At 38.1% G+C, this 19,928-nt stretch carries 16 protein-coding genes; all 16 read right to left on the bottom strand.

The features are described from left to right. Positions 1 to 79 precede the first annotated feature (79 nt). Positions 80 to 862 (bottom strand): Fic family protein, encoded by a 783-nt coding sequence (locus CXM95_RS18720; RefSeq protein WP_101699676.1) that lies wholly within the window; start codon positions 860 to 862, stop codon positions 80 to 82. Positions 863 to 1,047: 185 nt separating this feature from the next. After that, positions 1,048 to 2,550 carry a relaxase/mobilization nuclease domain-containing protein gene (locus CXM95_RS18715; RefSeq protein WP_101699675.1) on the bottom strand — a complete coding sequence of 501 codons (1,503 nt, stop codon included), beginning with the start codon at positions 2,548 to 2,550 and terminating at the stop codon, positions 1,048 to 1,050. A gap of 1 nt (position 2,551) precedes the next feature. Further along, positions 2,552 to 2,935 carry a plasmid mobilization protein gene (locus CXM95_RS18710; protein ID WP_233499139.1) on the bottom strand — a complete coding sequence of 128 codons (384 nt, stop codon included), beginning with the start codon at positions 2,933 to 2,935 and terminating at the stop codon, positions 2,552 to 2,554. Positions 2,936 to 3,178: 243 nt separating this feature from the next. After that, positions 3,179 to 3,457: a hypothetical protein gene (locus CXM95_RS18705; protein WP_233499138.1), complete on the bottom strand. Its 279-nt coding sequence runs from the start codon at positions 3,455 to 3,457 to the stop codon at positions 3,179 to 3,181. Then, positions 3,444 to 5,117 carry a hypothetical protein gene (locus CXM95_RS18700; protein ID WP_101699674.1) on the bottom strand — a complete coding sequence of 558 codons (1,674 nt, stop codon included), beginning with the start codon at positions 5,115 to 5,117 and terminating at the stop codon, positions 3,444 to 3,446. Before CXM95_RS18700 ends, CXM95_RS18705 begins: the two co-directional genes overlap by 14 nt. A 15-nt stretch (positions 5,118 to 5,132) precedes the next feature. Further along, complete coding sequence (locus tag CXM95_RS18775; RefSeq protein ID WP_158297448.1) at positions 5,133 to 10,346, bottom strand: LPD1 domain-containing protein; 5,214 nt, start codon at positions 10,344 to 10,346, stop codon at positions 5,133 to 5,135. Positions 10,347 to 10,363: 17 nt separating this feature from the next. Continuing rightward, positions 10,364 to 10,552 carry a hypothetical protein gene (locus CXM95_RS18690; protein ID WP_101699673.1) on the bottom strand — a complete coding sequence of 63 codons (189 nt, stop codon included), beginning with the start codon at positions 10,550 to 10,552 and terminating at the stop codon, positions 10,364 to 10,366. 9 nt (positions 10,553 to 10,561) lie between these two features. Beyond that, positions 10,562 to 11,767, bottom strand: coding sequence for a DUF3991 domain-containing protein (locus CXM95_RS18685; RefSeq protein WP_101699672.1), 1,206 nt, complete (start codon positions 11,765 to 11,767; stop codon positions 10,562 to 10,564). 52 nt (positions 11,768 to 11,819) lie between these two features. After that, positions 11,820 to 13,127 (bottom strand): hypothetical protein, encoded by a 1,308-nt coding sequence (locus tag CXM95_RS18680; protein WP_101699671.1) that lies wholly within the window; start codon positions 13,125 to 13,127, stop codon positions 11,820 to 11,822. Then, positions 13,114 to 13,326: a hypothetical protein gene (locus CXM95_RS18675; protein ID WP_158297447.1), complete on the bottom strand. Its 213-nt coding sequence runs from the start codon at positions 13,324 to 13,326 to the stop codon at positions 13,114 to 13,116. Before CXM95_RS18675 ends, CXM95_RS18680 begins: the two co-directional genes overlap by 14 nt. A gap of 52 nt (positions 13,327 to 13,378) precedes the next feature. Further along, positions 13,379 to 14,065, bottom strand: coding sequence for a hypothetical protein (locus CXM95_RS18670; RefSeq protein ID WP_101699669.1), 687 nt, complete (start codon positions 14,063 to 14,065; stop codon positions 13,379 to 13,381). A 15-nt stretch (positions 14,066 to 14,080) separates the two neighbouring features. Beyond that, on the bottom strand, positions 14,081 to 16,111 hold the full coding sequence (locus tag CXM95_RS18665) for a CHAP domain-containing protein (RefSeq protein ID WP_101699668.1): 2,031 nt from the start codon (positions 16,109 to 16,111) through the stop codon (positions 14,081 to 14,083). After that, complete coding sequence (locus CXM95_RS18660) at positions 16,089 to 18,449, bottom strand: VirB4-like conjugal transfer ATPase, CD1110 family (protein WP_442778494.1); 2,361 nt, start codon at positions 18,447 to 18,449, stop codon at positions 16,089 to 16,091. The genes CXM95_RS18665 and CXM95_RS18660 overlap by 23 nt, the downstream gene beginning before the upstream one ends. Beyond that, positions 18,388 to 18,759, bottom strand: coding sequence for a PrgI family mobile element protein (locus CXM95_RS18655; protein ID WP_101699667.1), 372 nt, complete (start codon positions 18,757 to 18,759; stop codon positions 18,388 to 18,390). Before CXM95_RS18655 ends, CXM95_RS18660 begins: the two co-directional genes overlap by 62 nt. Positions 18,760 to 18,762: 3 nt before the next feature. Beyond that, positions 18,763 to 19,590 (bottom strand): type IV secretion system protein, encoded by an 828-nt coding sequence (locus CXM95_RS18650; protein WP_101699666.1) that lies wholly within the window; start codon positions 19,588 to 19,590, stop codon positions 18,763 to 18,765. Between the two features lie 24 nt (positions 19,591 to 19,614). Further along, positions 19,615 to 19,899, bottom strand: a complete 285-nt coding sequence (locus CXM95_RS18645; protein WP_101699665.1) for a hypothetical protein — start codon at positions 19,897 to 19,899, stop codon at positions 19,615 to 19,617. Between the last annotated feature and the right edge of the window lie 29 nt (positions 19,900 to 19,928).

Here is a 19,928-nt window from a genome sequence, read left to right as displayed (position 1 = left end):
TTTTCCCTCCAAAATAAAAAAAAGCATCACCTAACCGTATTGGATAGGTAATGCTTTTTTTGCTAGTTTTTCATTGATCCTATATCTCAGGCTCCGGATCATCTTCTTTGGATCTAAGCTCAGATTTAATTCGATAAGTAGATATATCCTGGCCTTGATTGAGATCATCGATAGGTTGACGTAAATACAGTTCTCTTTCTTTCTTTGTAGGAAGTGTGCTATATAGTCGTTCAAACGCCTCTCTCTCTTCAGACACACTTTTTGCTCGATAGAAAGACATCAAGTTAACAGTAAACTCCAAGCGCTTGATATCATGAAACGGGATCATTAGATAGTTTTCAGTCTCCAGTGATCCATATGCCGCGTTAGCTGAAATCAAAGCTGTGCGTTTGTTGCCATCTTGAAAAGCCTGCAATTTGGCAAGACGAGCAAAAACCATCCAGGCATCTTTCTCCGTTTTTTCTGACTCGTTGAATTGATCTACAATTTCCTGTAAGTCCCCTCTTGTAATGATCTCTTTAGGTACATAATATTCTTGGCTGGCCTGATCAATTACGATCGCAATTCGATCATCTTCGTTGTAATAAGAATTTCTCAAATGTCCTGGAAGGATAGGTTGTTCATCTGACGGGGAATCAAATTGCTTATTTACCTCGATAATACCATCTACAGAAAATCCTTTTTCCTTAATTGCATTAATTCCTTTTAGACTATCTACAAAAATGGCTATATCATCCATATTTTGCCGCAGAGGTTTCGTAGATTTCAAATCTAGTGCTTTCTTTGTTTGATAAACAGAGCTGCCGTAGTTATTCAAACTACCTAGCGACTGTATAAATTTAGCGAGTGCTGTGTTATCCATATAATCCCTCCTAAAGAGTATTCATTCTTTCTAAAAGAAAGAAGACTTAGTTTTAAAAAATCCTTGATCTTAAAATTCAAATTGTGGTTATTTTGATTCATGAGATCTAAGCTTATTTGCTTTCCATTGTTACTAACTACTTATATCATAGCACGTCCAAAGCTCGCAATTAAACATTATGAGTACTATTTTTCTAGATCTAATGAATCTGACAATCCTTTTTCCGTCAAAATACCTAATGCCGCATCATAAGTCTTCAGCTGCTTCTCAAACAGCTTCACTTGTTTTTCTAGTTCACTCTTTTCAGCATGCAGTGCTTTTACCTTCACAGCTTGTTCCAGGTTGGAAGGATCAAATTTTAGTTTTTCGTTTGCTCGATATAATTTATCATTCAACGCTGATCTGGCTTCTTGTACAATTTCGTAATTGTCGTAAAAATCTTGCCCTAAAACTTTTGGTACTTGCTCACTACTAACCTGCCTTGCAGATAGAATATTAAGCGCCGCCACCATTTCTCGAACATTCTGAATAGCAGAATTTTTCCGTTTTGGAACAAGACCGCTTTCTCCTGAAAGGTAACTGGCCAAAGAAGATCCTATGACAAATTTATTTTTTTGACCTTTCTCTTCACTCCAAAAATAGAAGATATCTTTGTAATTAAAATGGGCCTCATAGCGGCCGTCTTTTAATTTTTCTAACATGTAATCAGGAATTTTGACAACTCCAGTCTCATAACGACCATAGGCAATTTCAACATAAATACCTGTAGTTGTATCTCTTTCGATCTGCCAAGGTTCAATGACAAAAGTTAGATCTGGTAAAGATTCTTTTTCTGCTTTGTGATCCGCATATTTTTTCGCAATATCTCCTAAAGCAAAAACAGCTTCAGGTTTATTTTTGCTTGTACGCTCAATAATGTTTTCTTCATTATAGATTCGGTGCTTTTTATTTAATGTGTAATCCCGAGCAGGGCGTGTTTGAGGTTCATCCAATAACTTGTAATTAATCACTTTCCCGTGCTCTTCAGAATTATGATTTGGATCCACTGAAAGATTTAGTAGTTTAGCTTTTGCTAAAAAATCATCCCAGCTAGTGCTATGAGTTAACAAGAAGTTCAAACGTTCCTTTATTTCAACTCTATAAGCATTCTTTCTTCGATACTCCTGATATTTTTTATAGGAATTCCGTTTAGGTGTATCTAGAATCATTGCCCCATGATAATCAGCCACTTTGTCCGAATAATTCCTTAAGTGAGCAGCCGTACCTCGCTGCCATCGAAATTTTTTTAGGTCGACACTAGAAGTAGTGTTAAAGATAATGTGATTATGCAAATGATCTTTATCAACATGAGTTGCTATCACAAATTCATAATCTTCGCCTAAAAATTCGAGTGCAGTCTGCCTTCCAATTTCATGTACTTCTTCAGCCGTTAAATTGTCAGTTGGATCAAAAGATTGAATAATGTGCCTAGCAATAACCTCTTCATTTGATTTTTTGTTGTTCTGTCCTTTAATATTTTGAGCCAACTTCCTTGTAAGATTCATCTCAAAAAAAGCGTTGTTTACTGCATTTATTTTGTGGCCACTGGTTAACGTCTGATTTTTCGTCCTTAAAGGATCGAGAATGTACTCAATAGCTCGTTTTAAGTTTTTTTCTTGTTTGATAGTAAGTGTTTTTGTCGTTGGCATGTCACTCAGACCTCGTTAATTTTTGAATCTCTTGCAATAATACTTCCTGAGCTTTTATATAGTTCGACTGAATTTTTACAAACTCTGAAACCAGATACTCGACGTCTTCCTGCTCCACGATGTCAGTCTGGTTAAGCTTATGTGCAATCTGATTTAAGTTGTTCCCAATTTTATTCAGTTCATAAACATATTGTCCTGTCTCAGAAAGAGACTCCTTCAATGTTGAAAAGTCTATTTTGATCACGCGACCATTCAAAGCCATCAAACGAACATAGTTAGTTAATGTACTTAGACCTGAAGTTTGCATATTCTTCCTTATCTGCTCCTTTTCATCATCAGTAACATATACTTTAATCAACTGGTCACGATACAAATTCTTATCCATAATATAGACACCTCTTATATTCAAGAAAATCAGCAGGCAAGGCTGTGCCTTGCTCAGAGCCGAACCTTAAAACCGTCCGCCCTGGAGGGGCGGGGTTTCGTCTCTGGCAAGCATAGCAAGGTGGTCCCACCTTGCGAATAAACAAAAAAGAAAGAGAACCCGAAAATCTCCGATTTTCGAGTTCCCTCTTTTTTGCTTTAAACTTGGGGCATGCCCCAAACCCCATTTCTTTCGTTGCAGCGATCATTGATAAGTGCTATCTTCCCAAAGATCTGTAATGAGCTTTCTAAAAGATTGCTCCGATAAACTTTTCAACAATTCTTCAAGAAATGCAAGACTTGAAATGTGTATTGCGATCGTTTCATTTTCTATTTTTTCTAAATTTTTTCTTTCCGCATTCAATTGCCCTATTACTCCTTTTAAAGGAGGAATAAGCAATTCTTGTTTCGGGTTCTTTTCAAACCGCTGACAAACTTTCCAAAGATAATACTGACTTAAAGGTCTTTTTTTAATCGTCTCCATCATCATCAGCACCTTCAGAGTTTTCTTTTACTTTTTCCAATAAATCTGAAATATTGACTGTGGAACCTTCTTTTTGCTCTGCTTTGTTTGCTTTGTCAGTGGAAACATTAGCCATTGCAAGACGTTCTAATTCTTTCGCACGTCTGATCTCTTCTTCAAAAGTTGCCCGAACATGATCAGGTTCTTTTTCGTACATATGCTCCGCAAACTTCCGAATAAATCTGTCACTTCTCACAATTAGCTCTGTAAACAATTGTTGCAATTTAACTTTACCATTTTTCAGTGAACGCAAATTATTTAGCACAGACAAATTCAACGGCAAAGGATTCAAACCAAAAACAGCCATGACTATTGAAGCAATGCTTTCATTTTCGAATCTTATTAAATCATCAGTTGGTTGTTTCTCTTTTTCTAGAATACAAATAATCAAGTCTGAAATGGTTTGTTCTTCACTTTGGTTTGACCTAATTCGTATCGAATGATCGTCTGTTACTGACTTTACTCTTTCTTCGAAGACGATTGATTCAGGAACTGTATGTTCAAGTATCTCGAAAATCCTCTTTGGTGTGACTTCTTTTTTTTCGATTTCTTCCCTTCCTTCTGTTTCCGATTTTTCAAAATACGGTACAACGGGAAGTTGATGTTTATTATCAAGGACTGTATTTTTTTCTTTCAGAATTTCTCCCGTTTCAGGATCAACCTTGAATTGTTCTCCTCCCAATAAAAAGACCGGTTCTGCATCTTCCTTCAACGTCCGGTTTTCTCGAATCCAGTCATTTACTTCTTTCGTTTCTATCGCTTCCGCACGCTGATAAAGAAGTAATAACTGGTTCATTAAGGAAAGGTTTTTTGTCTTGATCACACTTCTCAAGAATCGTTGATAGTTTTTGTCATGCGTCCAATCAAATAAACGATCAAGTACAAAGGAACTTATGGTTTTTGCATCCCCAGCTTCCAGCAATGATTGCAAAGTTTTATCTACAGTGAAAACTTCAGTTACCTGTACTTCCAATCTTTTTTCTAACAGATCTAGCAACATTTCCTGAGTCTCTTTTCGATAATACTTTTGATCATTTCGATAGAAGTAAGCTAAAAACATCTGACGTGCTTTCTCAACTTCACTTTCTTCTGATTGTTTTATATTTCCTTTTGTCTTCAACCAAACCTCTTGTACAAATGCTTGTAAGAGAGCTTCCAAATCATAAGCCGCTAGTTTTGTTTCAGGTAACACAGTATCTTTTTTCAGATACTGTTGCCAGAAAGAAAAGGGTAGTTTCTCAAACAGCGACAAGCAACTGGAATAAAAATCAATCGTGATAGGAACGATCGGTAAATCTGTTTCTGCACTGATTTTTACGTTTGGATTAAATAAATGAGATACATCAAACAACGTTTGCTCAGTTAGAGGCGTTCTCGTAAAGAACGCCTCATCAATCACTTCATATGGAACCCCCAAAGCAGCCGCCGAATATTGAAATGCTTTTACAAATGAGCGGTTCGGTCTCTCTACTCCTTGTTGCTTCAAATAATCTAAAATACAGTGGGCATTAAAGGAAATATCCAATGCCGATAACTCATTTTTTAGTTTTAAGTCTCTAGCCAATTTCTTCTTTTTAGTCAAGCTGCCTTTTTCATAGTCTTCAGGAAATAACGTTGGCATTTTCTTCCCCCCCTTTTATCCCACTTCAAGTTCAGCCTCTTCTGTAGAAACCGATTTGCTCTTTTCTTCGACTACAGCTTCCATAGATCGGATCAATTCTGCTTTTTGAGCTTGAGATAATTCTTTGATCGACGTTTTCTCTTTTTCATTAGCCTTCATTCCTAATTTATCGCTTAACTCTTCAATTCGTTTCATTTGTTGCAGCTCTATGTTGTTCATTTCTTTTTCAGCTGGACTTACTTCAACCGATTCACCCTTAATTTCATTTTCCGACTGATCTTTACCTTCTAGGGATTCCGTCAAACTTGATTGACTCTTTTCGGCAGAAGGAGCAACAACCTCTGCTGGCTTTTCCGCGCTTTCTTGAATATTCTCATTCACAGTATTACCTGGTGTTTTAGTTTCAACTTGTTGAACAGATAAATCTTTTGGACTAGGTTGTTGAGAAGATTGATCCGGATCATTTGATATTTCAACTTGATTTGAAGGAATTTGTTTTTCTTCTATAACAAATTTCTGTTCAATTTTGTTAGATAACTGCCTCAAGAGACCGTTGATTGCTAGGATTTTTCGATTAAACGAATTCTTGAATCCAAGTCGAACGTCCTCCTTTGTACTTTTTAACTTACTAACGGTATTTTCCTTTTTCGTTGCGAAATATTGTTTTATATTCTTCTTTAAATCTCCCAGAATAGATCCAATACTTCTTTTCACCGTTTTCGTTTCTGATTGAATCTGGTTTTCGCTTGGATTCATCATTGAATCTACTGCACTAATTGAGTTTCTAATTACTAATTCAACTTGCTTTAAATGATTTTCCAAAATAGTTTCCAACTCAGATTTATTCACATGTTGTACGCCTTGATGAATCATCTGTTTCATAAAATGATCCACATCTTGCTTCGTTTCATTAAAAGCAACATTGATATCCTGGATAAAGGCATCATTTCTAGGCATATCATTTAGCATTGGATTATCTTCCTCAACTACTTTCCTACTCTGACCAGATTCACTCAATGAAACCGCCGACTCATTCACTTGATTATTCTCAATTTGAATTAATGCTGATTCTAATTGAGTTTTGAAAGCATTCGAAGTATTCCCAATTTCTATTCCTAGTTTTTCCTTGTAAAATTTAGAGTAGCTTTCTTGAATTCCTACAAGCTCTTGTATTTTCTCCTTTGATCGGAGTATTCTGTCTTTAATTGCGGTTGATTGTTCTGGATTATCGTTGGCGACTTCAATGCTTTCTAATCCTGCAATATCAATCTCAAATTCAGCAACTTCTTTTAGAATTGGCTCCACGCTATTCTCGTCTAATACTTCAACTTGTAAATCAAGTTTACGCAAAGCCCAATCGATTTCGGCCACTTTATCCCATTGTTGCTTGTCCCTATGATCCATACTTTCTTGTTTCAATACTTCAATCTGGTTACCGATTTCAATGTATTTCACATTTTTTATTTCTTCTATTTCATGTAATTCCAGCACATGATCTCCTCCTTCATTTATGGAATACTCTTCCCCTTCTTTTCCTTTGTGCGTCTCATTTTCGGACATACTTATTGTTTTTTCATCTTCAATGAATTTAACAGTATATTCGGCCACATCGTTACTATACGGGAACAATCGAAGCAAATTGCTCGAGTCTCCTTCAAGTACTTTCTCTAGCTGCTCCTGAGTTATTACGTCATGAGTAAACGCCTGACCTTCTTGATCAAACTCAGTCAACTGAAAGTCTTCTCGATTGTTTGAGCTGTAAGAGAAAACTAGAGCCAATGAAGTCTTCTCACTTCTATCTGCGTTTAAGCTCTTGCTATAAATCTCAAATGGAATTCTTTTATCAAGAACTTCCGTCCAAAAACGATTGACCGCTACTATCTCTTGATTAAACTTATCTAATTCATAAAATGGATTACTATAGACTATAGGTACTTCCATAATCTGGAATTCTTCACGTGATTTGCTCTTTAACAAGGTTTCTATTACCTCTTGGTCTTTAGTCGTCTTAGCGCTGTATTTTTCGGAAGGAATAAAATCACCGTCTTCTTGAAGCTCTAAGGCTACCTTATTTAGGCCTTTAATAAAGTAGATCATTGGATTCTTAGTCCATTGTGTAATCGCCTTACTGTCAATGAGCGCTTGAGAATGTTTGCTAATATTTTTGTGTGCTTTGTCGGATTGATCCTTATTTTTGATCAACTCTTCTAATTGTATTGTATATTTTCGGATAGTATCTTTTGAGAACCTGGACTCGCCGGTCTTTGATTTTTCGATTTCTTCTTGTATACGTGGAATATTTTCAACGCTCATAATAAGACCGCCTTGTTTGTTTAAGCCCATTTCTTTGTTTTCTTTTTGCTCCTCTAACTTAGAGACACGATCCTCTTGTTGTTTGATTTGATCTGACAGGTTCCTGATACTATTTTCAATCTGATCTCTTCGATTAAACCAAGATTGGCCGTTTCTCTTATCATTCATCGGCTGTCCGTTTGTTAGTTCCTGGTGCGCGAATAGTTGATCAAACTTTTCGTTATACTCATTTCTCAAACGTAAAAGCTTCCTTCTTGCTTGCCCTAAACGACTATTGTCCTCAAGATCTTCTTCAGAAGTTGCTGCTTCAGTACTATTAGTTGACGTAAGATTTAAATCAGTCGCTTCAGCTTTATTGGGAACAGAGAGTGAATTTTCTACTTTATCAGGAAGTTTAGGGTAGTTTTCCATCATTCCCAACTTTTCGGCGATTGGCCAAAGAGTTTCCGGAATATACATGGCTCTTTCTTCACCGTAGACATTCAACCATTTACGTCTGTTGTCATCGAATGCTTTAATATCTTCAGTCAGATTTTTATAACGGTGTTCCCACTCGACTCCAAGCGGATTATTTAAGCTGCTGAAGATACTATCTACATCTTCTAAACCGTACTTCATCAATGCCAGTTTTGCATTCACGGGATTACGGAAAGTAATGATCAAGATCTCATTTTGCGCTTCTTCGGGCAGAGATAGCCACTTTCTTAATTGTTCTTCGGCTGCTGAAACAGATCTTTCATCACCAATTTGTTTTACGTCAATTTTTGATTGTGACTGCTCACTAATTAAAGCAGAAGGAAACAGCATTTCGGTCAACGAATTTCCATAAACACCATGGAATACTTCCCTTTCACCAATCATTGACAACATTTCGTCATGATCCAGTGAATAGTCAGCAAGTTCCGATCCATCAAACAAGAAAAGTGTTCCTTCAGGTAGTTCCTTCATAACATCTAAGGTATTCTTATGAATCTCTGTGATTTGTTCCATCGTATCTGTTTGAGGAATAGCATTCGTATATAACTCAATTGTCTCTTCTTGCATTTGAATAGCAGTAGCTTTTCCTACTAAAGAAAGCTCGCAACTTTCCAGGGCTTCTCCAACAGTCAGTTCATTGTTCTCATGAAAAAATTTCATCGATTTAATAGAGTCTACTTCTTTATCGACACGTTCTTGTACCGTTTCTTGATCAAGATCACTTTGTTCTTTGCTTGATTCTAAAACTGCAGTTTTTAAATCCGGAAAGACACTGTCAAAAAAGGTTGTAATTTTTTCACGCATCTTCTGGTCAAATAAAGCGTACTCAATGCTTGTTGAATAGGTCTCTTTCGATTTAAGAAAAATACTACTCAGGCCAGTTTCGCTCACATATAATTCAAACGCTCTTGCGAATACTTCTGTAGGAGCTGTATAATATTCTGCCTTTTCAGCTACGTAGCTGCCTTTTCCGTTTAATGAAAGGTTTGCTCTATATCTTGCAACTATTGGCTTGAAATCGTCTCTCATACTCAATAAGCGACCATTATCTATACCGTAATCTAATGCGTGGCCATACTCATGAACAAATGATTGAATACCCACACCACCAATTTCATCGTCAGTATCTCTAAAATCGATTGCGATCGTATTTTTGGTAGGTACGAACAAACCAAGGGCTTTATGGTTCCCGAGCTTCCTCAAACGCAACTCAGGAAGTTTTTCGCCAGTTTTTGGGAGAATGTCGTGTATCCATTCCATTTCTTCCTCAAACTGTGAAAACAACGCTAGATCCACATCATTATCTATTTCAACGAATTGGAAATATTTATTTAGGGTTGTTGTTTCCATTATTTTGCGAGTATCCTTGTTGATATTCTTTTTTGTTTGCCAAGCAGAAGCCCTCGTTTGCTTATCAATATCTTTTTCGTACTCTCGTTGAAGGAAAATATCGTAGGTGTTTTGAATATATCCTTCTACAAAATCAATTACCTGGTTTTGTTTCCGAGCATTCTGGATCGTTTTTGGATAAAGATAGGTAGTTCGATACCCCTCTTTAAGAAGATACGGTGACTTGTCTAAGTTTACTTTGACTGGATTTTCGGGATCATCTGGTAGATCTCCCCAATTAGCAGCAAGCTGCTCCTCCAACCATAGCCGTTCTTCTCCTTGTACCTCATTACTATCTAGCAATTCTTTCATTTGTGACGGATTGCCAAGGTACTTCTCTCCTTCATCTCTAGGTAGTGTGGCCAAGAAAGCATCCGTCAATTCCCCATGAGAATTTTTTTGAAATAAATGAGCATTCTTTTTTCCGGTATAACTTGCAATTGACAGTTGCTCCAGTAATCGTTCTAAATCCCTTCTTGCAAACTTCCACTCCTGGGCAGAATCATCAAATTCTTTTAAGATATCTCGCTGTAATTTATCGTAGCCAATCGCCCGATTCATATTCCCTAGAGCGTAGTAATCAGGATCCTTAGAGCTACTAGGCGTAAAATAATAAAATTCACCGTGCTTTGTACCATTCTTATTCTTTGGATCTAAAAGCACATTGATAGTTTTGACACGTTCTTCAGATCCATTGATCTCTTTCCTTGTAGCTATAGCCGAGTATACTGATTGCCCCTCGGCCTTACTTCTAAGCATGATACTTTCAACTTCCTCAACCGGCCTGATCTTAACTTCAGCTGACCAAGGCTGCCCATTCCAGTCTAAAACTAAAGCCTTTTCAGTTCCCACTGGATATCCATATCGATTTCGGATAAATGTGTCTACTGCCCTAATTTCGTCTTCTTGTGTCCAAGAGCCATTCTTATAAATATTATCAGCTAACTTTCGAAAGGCCGTATACAAGGTATCTTTGTCTGTGAATACCACTGGAGACGAAGTAGTGGTCCCATACTTCTTTTTAAGCAACGAAGTTAATTGATTTTCCATTAAAGAAATCCCCTTTCCTAGTCTCTGTTCATTGGTTTGTCAGCAGAACCCTTTTCTACTGTCATTCTTTGGAACTGATCAGAAACTTGTATCAGGGCTGAAACTGCTCCTCTTTTATAGTCAGTCATTTCACCTTCTTGATAATCCTTGATCAACCGAAGAATATAGTTATTGAACTGTGTTTCATTGAATGTGTTTTCTTCCATAATGTCCTCCTATAGTTGCATTGATTCCGACTCTTTCGTCACTACATCTTTCTGGATATTGTTGATCAAGTGCTGTAGTGAAAAAGGTTTTTCTGCTTCCTTCAGCAAGCCTTTTTGATACTTCAACTCGTCGTTCCAATCGTTTTTCGTCATGCCCTCGTGGCATTTTGGAAAATGGGGAATCACATCAATGTTGTTGATCCCCAAAGAATGATAAAAATCTTTCGCTGGTACCTCCACACGTGCTAATTGCGGATTAAACTGTGGCGCATCATTATCCAAGGCCAAAACGATCTTCAATTTCTCAATTTTGGTTCCTGATTCTCCGGCTAGATCATCTATCTTTTGCAGCCACCGTTCCACGCTTACTTTTTCTTCAATCTTTTTCAGGTTCGTTACATCCGAACAAAGTGCCTCAACGATCGCACGGGAAATAATCGCCTTATTCAGTCCATTCATTGCAACCAAACGGCAATTGGAAAGTTTGTCCCTATGCAGTTCGTAATAGCTCATCATGTCAATAGGGGCTTCAAAAGCATAGACCGTGAAAGGATTTTCTGGCGTAGCTTTGCTAAACTGTGACTTATCACCGATATCAACAATAACTCCACTTGATCCTTCACTTCGATGTAACGTCTTTTTTAACCGGCCCTTCTCAGGATAGAGTTGTTTGTTATACCAGATCCCTTGCCTAGCACCTCCGACAATTTTCCCTTCCAAATTATGGTGCTTGAAAACGATAATGGGTTCAGTTTTTCCCGTCTCATAATCTCTATGGACAGCTTGGACCATGATTCCTTTACTTAAAAAAAAATCGATTGTTTCGTCAGATAGCCCGCGTTCTTCTTTCAAATATTTTCTAGCATAGTCAAACGTCTTTACTTCCTTTACTCGATAGACAAAGGGTTCTTTCTTAGGTACTTTGGATCCATCAAATATTCCGGCTTCAGTACCGATAAGATACTGAAGGGCTTCTTTGAATGACACATTGTTGATCACTTCAACCATTTTGATTACGTCTTGGTGACGAAGTTCATTCCCTTTTGAGTACCAGGAAAAGGTATTTTTATCCGGATCTATTTTAAAACTAGGGTGTTCGATCCATGCATACGTCCTTCCGACTTTTTTCAACTCCAAACCTAAAGAACTTGCAACATCCAGGATATTCTTTTGTTTAGCCATTTCTTTCAATCGATTGGGGTTGTATTTGTTCATATAAACTCACCTCCAAAACAAAAAAGACACGAACGAACGTGTCTTTTTTAGCCTATGCTTGTTTCAATTTCCGCCTTTCCCCAAGGTCAATCGGGGAAAAGTGCTTTTTTTGTTCCACAACCTGAATAACTTGCGTATGTTCTCGATTAAAATTAGCCAGTGCTTCTTTGAAATTGGCTTCCAGACCTGCATTCATAGTACGTTGCCGCATTTTTAACTCGTCCATTTTCCCTTGTAAGATTCGAGAGAGTTGATCTGTTTGTTTTTCATATTCGGCTTTAATCGTCTGATCGATCTTGTTTTTGTAAGCTTCTCTCAGTACATTGGTTTCTTCTTGCAACTGAGAAACAAAGGCCTGTTCAATTTCTCGTAACGCTTGCTGGTGACGTAATTTTTCTTCCTGAGTTTTTTGCTCTTTCTCAATAGAAAGCTGTTGATTTAAGTTGCTTAGTCGATCCTGTTCTTCAGCTGTTAACCGCTTAGTGACTAGTTCTTCAATCAAGTCGCGTTTGTCTAACTGTTTGATTTCTTCTTTTATTTTTTTGGTTTCAGTTTCAACAAAGGCTGCCAATGCATTATCAATCTCAGCTTTTGTTGATTGAAGTACACTTTGAACGATTTCATCTGAACTAGATTGAATTTCTAACTGACTCACGTCGATCTCAAGTTCTTTATCCAATAGATCAGAAACTTCATCAGGAATGATAGGATTCAGCTTAGAATCCGGCATGTAGGCTTCCGGATTAGCAACAGCAGAATGTTCTCGTTCTTCTCTGAGTTGATCAATCTCCATTTTTTGCGCTTCTATTGCTTGTTTTAGCGATAGAAATTCTTTTTTTGAAACCTGGACAAGTTCTGGTTCGTTCGGAGCTTCCTCGACGGACTTCCTTTCCTCCACAGCCGATTCGTTCATACTTAACTCGTCTGTGCTTGAAGTTTGCTCTGCTTGTACTGGAATTGCATCCTGATGTAATTCTAACTCAAAATCCTCTAAGGTAAATTCATCGTTTCCATTAGGTATTTCCTTGTGTTCAGTTGTACCTTCAGCTTTAATTTCTTCAGTATCGTCCACAGAATAATCAATTGGTTTTTTCGTAAAGAAATCCGATAACTCCTCTAACCATTCGAAGCCCTCTTCTTGGGGTAAGTAAATGCGTTTTGCAAAATAGACAGTGCCGTGGATATTGTTTCTTACTTTCGTAATAAGCACAGAACCCTTCAAATAGTCTCTTTTGAAACGAAAGTCTTGATCGGTAATGTATTCCACAAGATCATAAGCATCATATAGTTGTGAATCCGGCAAATTTTCACTCTCGGATATTTCATAGATAAATTTAGGCTTCCTCTTAAATAGTTTCATAGCTATTCTCCTTCATGGAAAGATCTGATTCCTCTTGTTGAACAACGTCATGGCCAACGAAAGGATTCGAAATTGATCGGTCTTTCAATAATTTAATCGCTTCCTCATAAGAGATCCCTACTTCCTCGATTACTGACCGAAACCCTTTGCTTTCCTCTTCAGCAATTTGAGTTTGTAGTTTCTTTATACTTTTATCCAACTGGTCCCTCTTTTTGATTGAGTCTTCCATTTTAGACCGAAGCTTCTCTAACTTACTCTGGCTCACTTGAATCACTCCTTGCTTGATCGTTTACTTCATTCATTTCTGTAATTTGGTCACCTAAATAACGAACAAGAAAAGACTCTTCAGTCATAAAAGGCGAGTCTTGGTAAGGTGCCTTTTGTTCTATTCTTACCGTTACTTTATACAAATTATTATCAGCTGTATCCTGGTAAATTTGAGAGGATAGGTATCGACTTGACACCAGTTGCGTTGAATTTGACGTATTGATTTCTTTTGTTTCTTGATAGGTATTGATCAACTCCTTGATTATTTCACTATCAGCCTCGATACGTTTTTGCTCGTATAACTCCTCACTCATAAGATCTTTTAGCAAATCCGCGCGATCTGATACTGATTTTTCATCAAGATCCCACGTGAAATAAACACTGAAGAAGTTTCGCAACAAGTCAACGGACTCGGTTTTTTCAATACTAGACTCGGTAGACTCTTGTGTCTGAAGCATTTCACTAGAAGCTGTTTCTTCCGTCAACATGCCTTCAGTAGTTTCTAAAGTATCATGCCGATCGCTAGTTTCTTGGGTTTGCGTTGGCGGCTGCACAGACTGACTGTCTGTATTCATGAAAGCTATTGTCATATATACAAGCCCTACAACGATCGCAACTAATAAAAATATACTCGCACCCATAATGATTCTGATTTTTCTTTTATCTTGCATTGGTTCCTCTCCTTATTAGTTTGGCGGCCGAACAACAGAAGACACGCTTCCAGGATAAAAGGTGACTGTCCACGTTTTCAAAGGCCCAGGGTTCTGGTCGTATAATACGTATTGGTTGTTTCCTAAGACTTGACCTACAACACCAGTATGTCCATATAAAGAATGGGCATACCAAGAGCCCATATTACCGCCTGTATTGTAATTAATAATGTCACCAGCACGAATTTCTTGATAGCTAGGGTTTCGAATGACCGACCAGCCCCAGCTGGCCCACGGATAATCTGTTCCAATGTCACTCGCTTTGATCCCACCTCTCAAAATGATTGACGGATTGATCGAATTTGCGTAAAAAGCAGACACCGCATAACATTCACCAGTCAGACCACCGAATTCTCCACTAATAACTGTACCTAAGCGTTGATCCAATACTGCTAATCCAGCACCGCCGCCGCCAACAGGTCCATAGCCTCCAGGCGGATCCGGAGTACCGCCATTCGCATCGATCCATCGATCTAATTTTTCAGCTGTTTCAGCTCTCGACTTCCCCGCGTCCAACTTGGTCCAATAAACAAACTCGCCTGGTTGCAATGTATTGTTATGATAGGCCCTAGCACGTGCGTCCATAATCGCCAATGTTCGATTCCCGTAAGAATCTATTTGTGTACTTCTGAAGTCTTGTACAGCTCTTGTATTGTCCCAAGAAGCACCTTGGTTAGGATCATTATCAAATGCACCATATCCAAAGATATTCGCTTTAGGGAATTGGAGGGCTACTCCAGCTGTACCATACGAGCTTTCCCATTGAGCGAAAGCTACAAGCATTCGGACATCTATCCCTGAAATGGTTTGAAGCCGCAAAAACTCTTCCCCTGTGGCACGAGAGTCTACTGTATATCCCTCGTTTGCAATGAACGTATCTATTTGCTCAGCTGTAATCCCGTATCGTTGGGCTAGTAGTGAAGAATTGTATGCATTGTCTCCGTCCCAATGTTTGACATAAAAAACGCCATCATTAGAAGAAGCGTTGCTTTGACTATTGAACATGAACAACAAGCCAAAAAAGATCAATAGCACAAAGGTTATACCGGCCACAATCCATCCGATCGGATTACTGGCCGTGAAACTGCTGACTACTTTACTCGTTGCATGTGCAACTGCTTGTTGAATCTTAATAGCAACTTGAGAAGTGGTGACTTGCTGTGTTGACTTGCTCTTTACAGATTTCATGGCCACACTCGCCACTTTGCTTGCCTGCTTGTCTGAAGCGAAACGCAAAGTTTCAAGTTTTCCAGTAGTTACAGATTGGGAGAATTTTTGGTTTTTGGTTAAGAACCGATCTACTTTTTTTGCTCCCTTGAAAAGGTGATCGGTATTTTTCGCATTTGTTTTGAATTCTTGCAAGCCTTCTGTATCTTCTTCTTGATCAAGTATGCTGAAACTTTGATCAAGAAGTTGTGTTGCTCCTATTTTTTTCGCTGAAGCCGAAAAGATTGATTCAGAAGGTGCAGCTTGCTCATTACCGATTCTTGGTTTCGACTTTGTTTCTTTTGTTTTCTTTGACTTGTTAACTATCTTGTCTTCGTTTAGATTTTCGGCTTTTTTAGCAGCTTCTTTGGCTTGTTTTTTATTTTTGCTTGCAATGGTTTCTTTTTTTGGTTTATGAGAGAAAGCTGATTCTCTATCCGGTCCTTGATCAAACGAAGAAGCCTCTCCCTTAACATGTTTTGTAAGGGAGTTAGCTTTCTTCTTATCAGATTGAGTAATAAATGTTGAACTATCTTCTTTGAACTGTTGAGTGCCAACTGTAGATCCTGTATTTTCTGAGTGGCTTGTTCCTGAAGATATCCCCGCATTCAGCTCATTCTTTTGTTTCGTATGTTGCTTTGTAGCATCAATTTGCTTCTTACTGCTTGTATAGCCATAGACCGCTCTTTGATTAAATTTAGCGATCGTACCGGAACGAATTTTCAAAGAGCGCTGCTCTCCCTTAAAGCGAGCCTCCCTTGGTAACTTAAATTTGTCTTTAGGCCGTGAGTTGATTTTCATTTTTTCTGCTCGTATTCATTAATTCGAATAGTTTCGTTTCTTTCGGAATCAAATTAGAGAAGGGAATAATTTGACCACCTGCAATAATCAATCCAGTTCCGACTCTGTTGTTCTGAAGGTACATAGCTTCTTTTTCTGTTAGTTTGAAGCGATCTACTAATGCATCCAATACCTCTCCCTTTTGTTCTAAGAGAATTAGAAAATCTGAATTGAAGAGAATCGATCGACCTTCCATAGTCGATAACATAGTTTCTGCCGATTGTGTCATGAACGTTGGACACCCTAAGTATTTCCGGATACGCGAATAAATCTCTGAAGCCTGTACACGTAAGATTTCAGGTTGAGAAGGATTGATTATAACTTGAAATTCATCAATATAAACCCGTGTCTCAATTCCCCTTGCACGATTTTCTACTACTTTGTTCCAAATTCGATCCAAGATCGATAAATAGCCAAAAGTGGTCATTTCATTTTTTAGCAAATACATATCATAGATAGTTAAATTCTTTGACACATTCACATTGGTTTCTTTTGCAAACATATTTAAAGATCCAGTGATATATAGTCCTAACGCATCGATCAACTCTTTTGCATCTTCAGAGGTGTCTCTTTTCAAGACTTCATACCACTCTTGCAAGGTAGGTGTATCATACTCCCTGAACGTTTGTTGTGTAACCGAATCAATTTTGGTTCGTTGGCCAGCAGTAATATGTCCAACCAAGTTAGAGATCAGACTAATCAAAAAGTTTGATTTGATAGCGACCGGACTGTCTCCTGCCTCCATATATTTGGCATCAGCTAACTCCAAAATATTAATCGACGTATCACTTCCTGGGGCAACAGTGACAACCTCACCATCTAAAGCATCAGCAAGAGGAATGTATTCTCTCTCCATATCCAAAATAATGATTTCAGCTTCAGGGTTTCTAAGACGCGTAGCAATTATTTCATTCTTGGCCGCAAAAGATTTCCCACCACCGGATACAGCCATGATTCCGCCATTTGCGTTCTTCATTTCACTACCCATTCGATTAATCAAAATATTATTTTTTGATAATTGGTTTGTCCCGTAATAGGTTCCGCCTTTATGTTGAACATCTTGGCTGGTAAATGGAGAATTAATCGAAATATTCGGTGTGATCAAATCGCGCATAAACGTTCGTTCATAATCTAAATAGTTTTTTCCGATCGGTAGACTAGAATTCAGCGCTTCTTCTTGTGTCAGATATAATGGTTCAAATACAGCCCCAAACTTTTCACCAACAGCCTTCACTTTGTCTATCTGGTGATACAAGGCTTCTTTTGACTCGTCCCAAACGTAAATGAGGAATGTAGAAGCTTGCTGCTTATCCCCTGTTTCTTCTACAAACTCAATTTGTTCATTCAAATCTTCCTGGTGTTCTCGGATCGTTCGTGCTATGTGCCTAGTCGAATATCCGCGCTCACTAGCTTTCATTTCTCGCTTGATTACATCAGACTCAAGATTTGTCGCTTCTTCTCTAAGCTTTTTCGCTGTTTTTGCGATCGAATAAGGGGTTGCATGAATTGTGATCACCATTTCCGCTTCCGCTTCTGTCAGCTCTTTGCACATGTTGTCAGATAAGTTACGTGGAAAATCGCGCAAATATAATACTTGACCAAAATGATCATCCATTTGAAAGTCGATTTTTCCGACTTTTTTAAAGTCGAGATAATTTGGTGCAATTAAGTCCTTCGTTGTTCGTTTGCTTCTCTCAATGTCTTGATAGTCGCCATACAGCGGCTTGCCAGGGCGCAAGATCTTGTTCATCGTCTTTAACCTTTGCATGCCATCCTGTGCCTCCATAGGGGCTTTGACAGCCATCAATTCATCTGCAAATGCATCACTAATATTTAGCAATCGTTTTTGTGCATTTCTAATGTTTTCTGCATGAGTAGACAGCGTAATAAAACGTTCTACTTTCCAGTTATTCCGTCCAGCATCGTAGCTCGTCTCAATGATTTGGTTCAATTCATTTCTAAGTTCGTCACCTGCTTCATTTTGTAAAGGATACGCAGTTTCTTGCATGTACTGTCCTTTTGGATTTTTGGTAACTAATAACGATAGTTGAAAATGTTCTTTTTCAGACAATTGATTGATTGCTTTGTTGTATTGAGAGAGTACTTGTTTTTGTTTCTCAACGTGTGCAGTTGTGTAGTTGATTGCTCCTAACGTATAAGTCATAGAAAAGATATCCTCGACGACATGCATCAGCCCGTCTTCAAACAAGGCTGTATAATACAAAGAGTTTTGCGTACTAGCAGCTTTTATTTTTTGTTGTTTCTTTAATTTTTTTGTTTTTTTGGAAGTCTTTCGCACTATATTTTTCAATCCCTTCTTTGGTTTGATATGTTCTGATTTGAACCGTTGTTTGATACTTCAAATTTAGCTTTACCCAAGTAGAAAACTTATAACCATGTGGTCTGAACATTGCGTTAAAAGCAATTAAACCTAATAAGGGAAAGCACAATCCTCTAAGCAAGCCTACTGGAATAAATCCATAGATGGCATTGACGACATCCAATCCGAACGTAAGTAAAAGGCCTAAGATCAAAAGCCATTGAGATCCCGTCAATCCGGCCATTGTTTTATCCCTTTTTGAAACATCTCTAAAAACTTTGATTTCCACTGTTTACACCCCAAACATTTCTGAAGATTTTTTGTGTGTTTGCCACAGAACGATAATGAAAACAACCGCCAGTATTAGATTTTGGAAGAACTGAACTTCCATATCAATGTTCAATGGATTACCTAACCCCGTTAGATCCAGTGTGATACTAGATAAGAAATGGTACACACCAAAAACGACCATTATTACTGCTGGTTGAAAAGCATAAGCTAAAATTCTTTTAATATAGTTTTTCCCAATATGATCATGTTCTTCAGACGCAAAGGAAGACATCGGAATAGGCATGAGTGCCAGCATGACATATAACTGGAAGAACCGTAGCAAAACGATTACCCATACCATGACGTAGGCAGCCAATGTTACAAGCGCGCCAATAATCACCAATAACAGCACCATGATCCCTCTTCGTAGTGCTTCAGTAGGATTCAATAGCGCACCAATTAATTCACCAATTATTGATAAGGTATCTGTCGGAACTTCTACACTTGGTAAGAGAAAAACATCAAAAGCATTTCCTGCATGTCTTGAAATTAAATTCCCAAGCCCAATCCCAATATCCAAAATAAAATTTAACGTCATACTTGAAAAAGCAACGGCCAATCCACCAAGAGCAAGACGAAAAGAGAGACCTTGAAACATTTTCAAGGTCACAATACCGGCATTTGACGAATTTGCTTTTTCAAACATTTTCGCGATTTCTAAAACTATGAGTATTCCTACTAGATACGCACCAACAGCACGTGTTGAATTGGCAATAATATTATTGATCCAACTCAATGTTTCCGGAGAGAAATCCCCCATATTCTGAGTGAGCGTTTCAACTAAATCCATACGAATCCTCCTCTGAAGTGTTTGTTACATGCCTGGAGGGTTCGAGAAAATTCCACTAATTAACGATCCTCCGCCGATAGCGATCAAAAGCATTCCACCGATAACTAACCAAGAACCTTCCATTTTCCCTTGAGAATCCCCTTGTCGACCTGCTTGGGTGATTTGAACAACACCCCACACGGCTAAAAGAACACCGCCGCCACCAATCATCCACATAATCCCTTCAGCGATTGTTGCACCAGTGCTGCTAGCATTTCCTACTACTAATTGATTCAATCCTGTCGCTACATTTGATAAAATTCTATTCATTATTTTCTGTCTCCATTCACTTTTATAAT

It is taken from the genome of Enterococcus sp. CR-Ec1, assembly GCF_002850555.1.
GTDB lineage: Bacteria > Bacillota > Bacilli > Lactobacillales > Enterococcaceae > Enterococcus_D > Enterococcus_D entomosocium.
This window is presented reverse-complemented; position numbering and strand designations above follow the sequence as displayed.

Bases quoted from the DNA above. Each gene is read 5' to 3' on its own strand.
- CXM95_RS18715 (WP_101699675.1), bottom strand. From the start codon at position 2,550: ATGCCAACGACAAAAACACTTACTATCAAACAAGAAAAAAACTTAAAA.
- CXM95_RS18705 (WP_233499138.1), bottom strand. From the start codon at position 3,457: ATGGAGACGATTAAAAAAAGACCTTTAAGTCAGTATTATCTTTGGAAA.
- CXM95_RS18775 (WP_158297448.1), bottom strand. From the start codon at position 10,346: ATGGAAAATCAATTAACTTCGTTGCTTAAAAAGAAGTATGGGACCACT.
- CXM95_RS18700 (WP_101699674.1), bottom strand. From the start codon at position 5,117: ATGCCAACGTTATTTCCTGAAGACTATGAAAAAGGCAGCTTGACTAAA.
- CXM95_RS18690 (WP_101699673.1), bottom strand. From the start codon at position 10,552: ATGGAAGAAAACACATTCAATGAAACACAGTTCAATAACTATATTCTT.
- CXM95_RS18670 (WP_101699669.1), bottom strand. From the start codon at position 14,065: ATGCAAGATAAAAGAAAAATCAGAATCATTATGGGTGCGAGTATATTT.
- CXM95_RS18650 (WP_101699666.1), bottom strand. From the start codon at position 19,590: ATGGATTTAGTTGAAACGCTCACTCAGAATATGGGGGATTTCTCTCCG.
- CXM95_RS18710 (WP_233499139.1), bottom strand. From the start codon at position 2,935: ATGGATAAGAATTTGTATCGTGACCAGTTGATTAAAGTATATGTTACT.
- CXM95_RS18685 (WP_101699672.1), bottom strand. From the start codon at position 11,767: ATGAACAAATACAACCCCAATCGATTGAAAGAAATGGCTAAACAAAAG.
- CXM95_RS18645 (WP_101699665.1), bottom strand. From the start codon at position 19,899: ATGAATAGAATTTTATCAAATGTAGCGACAGGATTGAATCAATTAGTA.
- CXM95_RS18680 (WP_101699671.1), bottom strand. From the start codon at position 13,127: ATGAAACTATTTAAGAGGAAGCCTAAATTTATCTATGAAATATCCGAG.
- CXM95_RS18665 (WP_101699668.1), bottom strand. From the start codon at position 16,111: ATGAAAATCAACTCACGGCCTAAAGACAAATTTAAGTTACCAAGGGAG.
- CXM95_RS18720 (WP_101699676.1), bottom strand. From the start codon at position 862: ATGGATAACACAGCACTCGCTAAATTTATACAGTCGCTAGGTAGTTTG.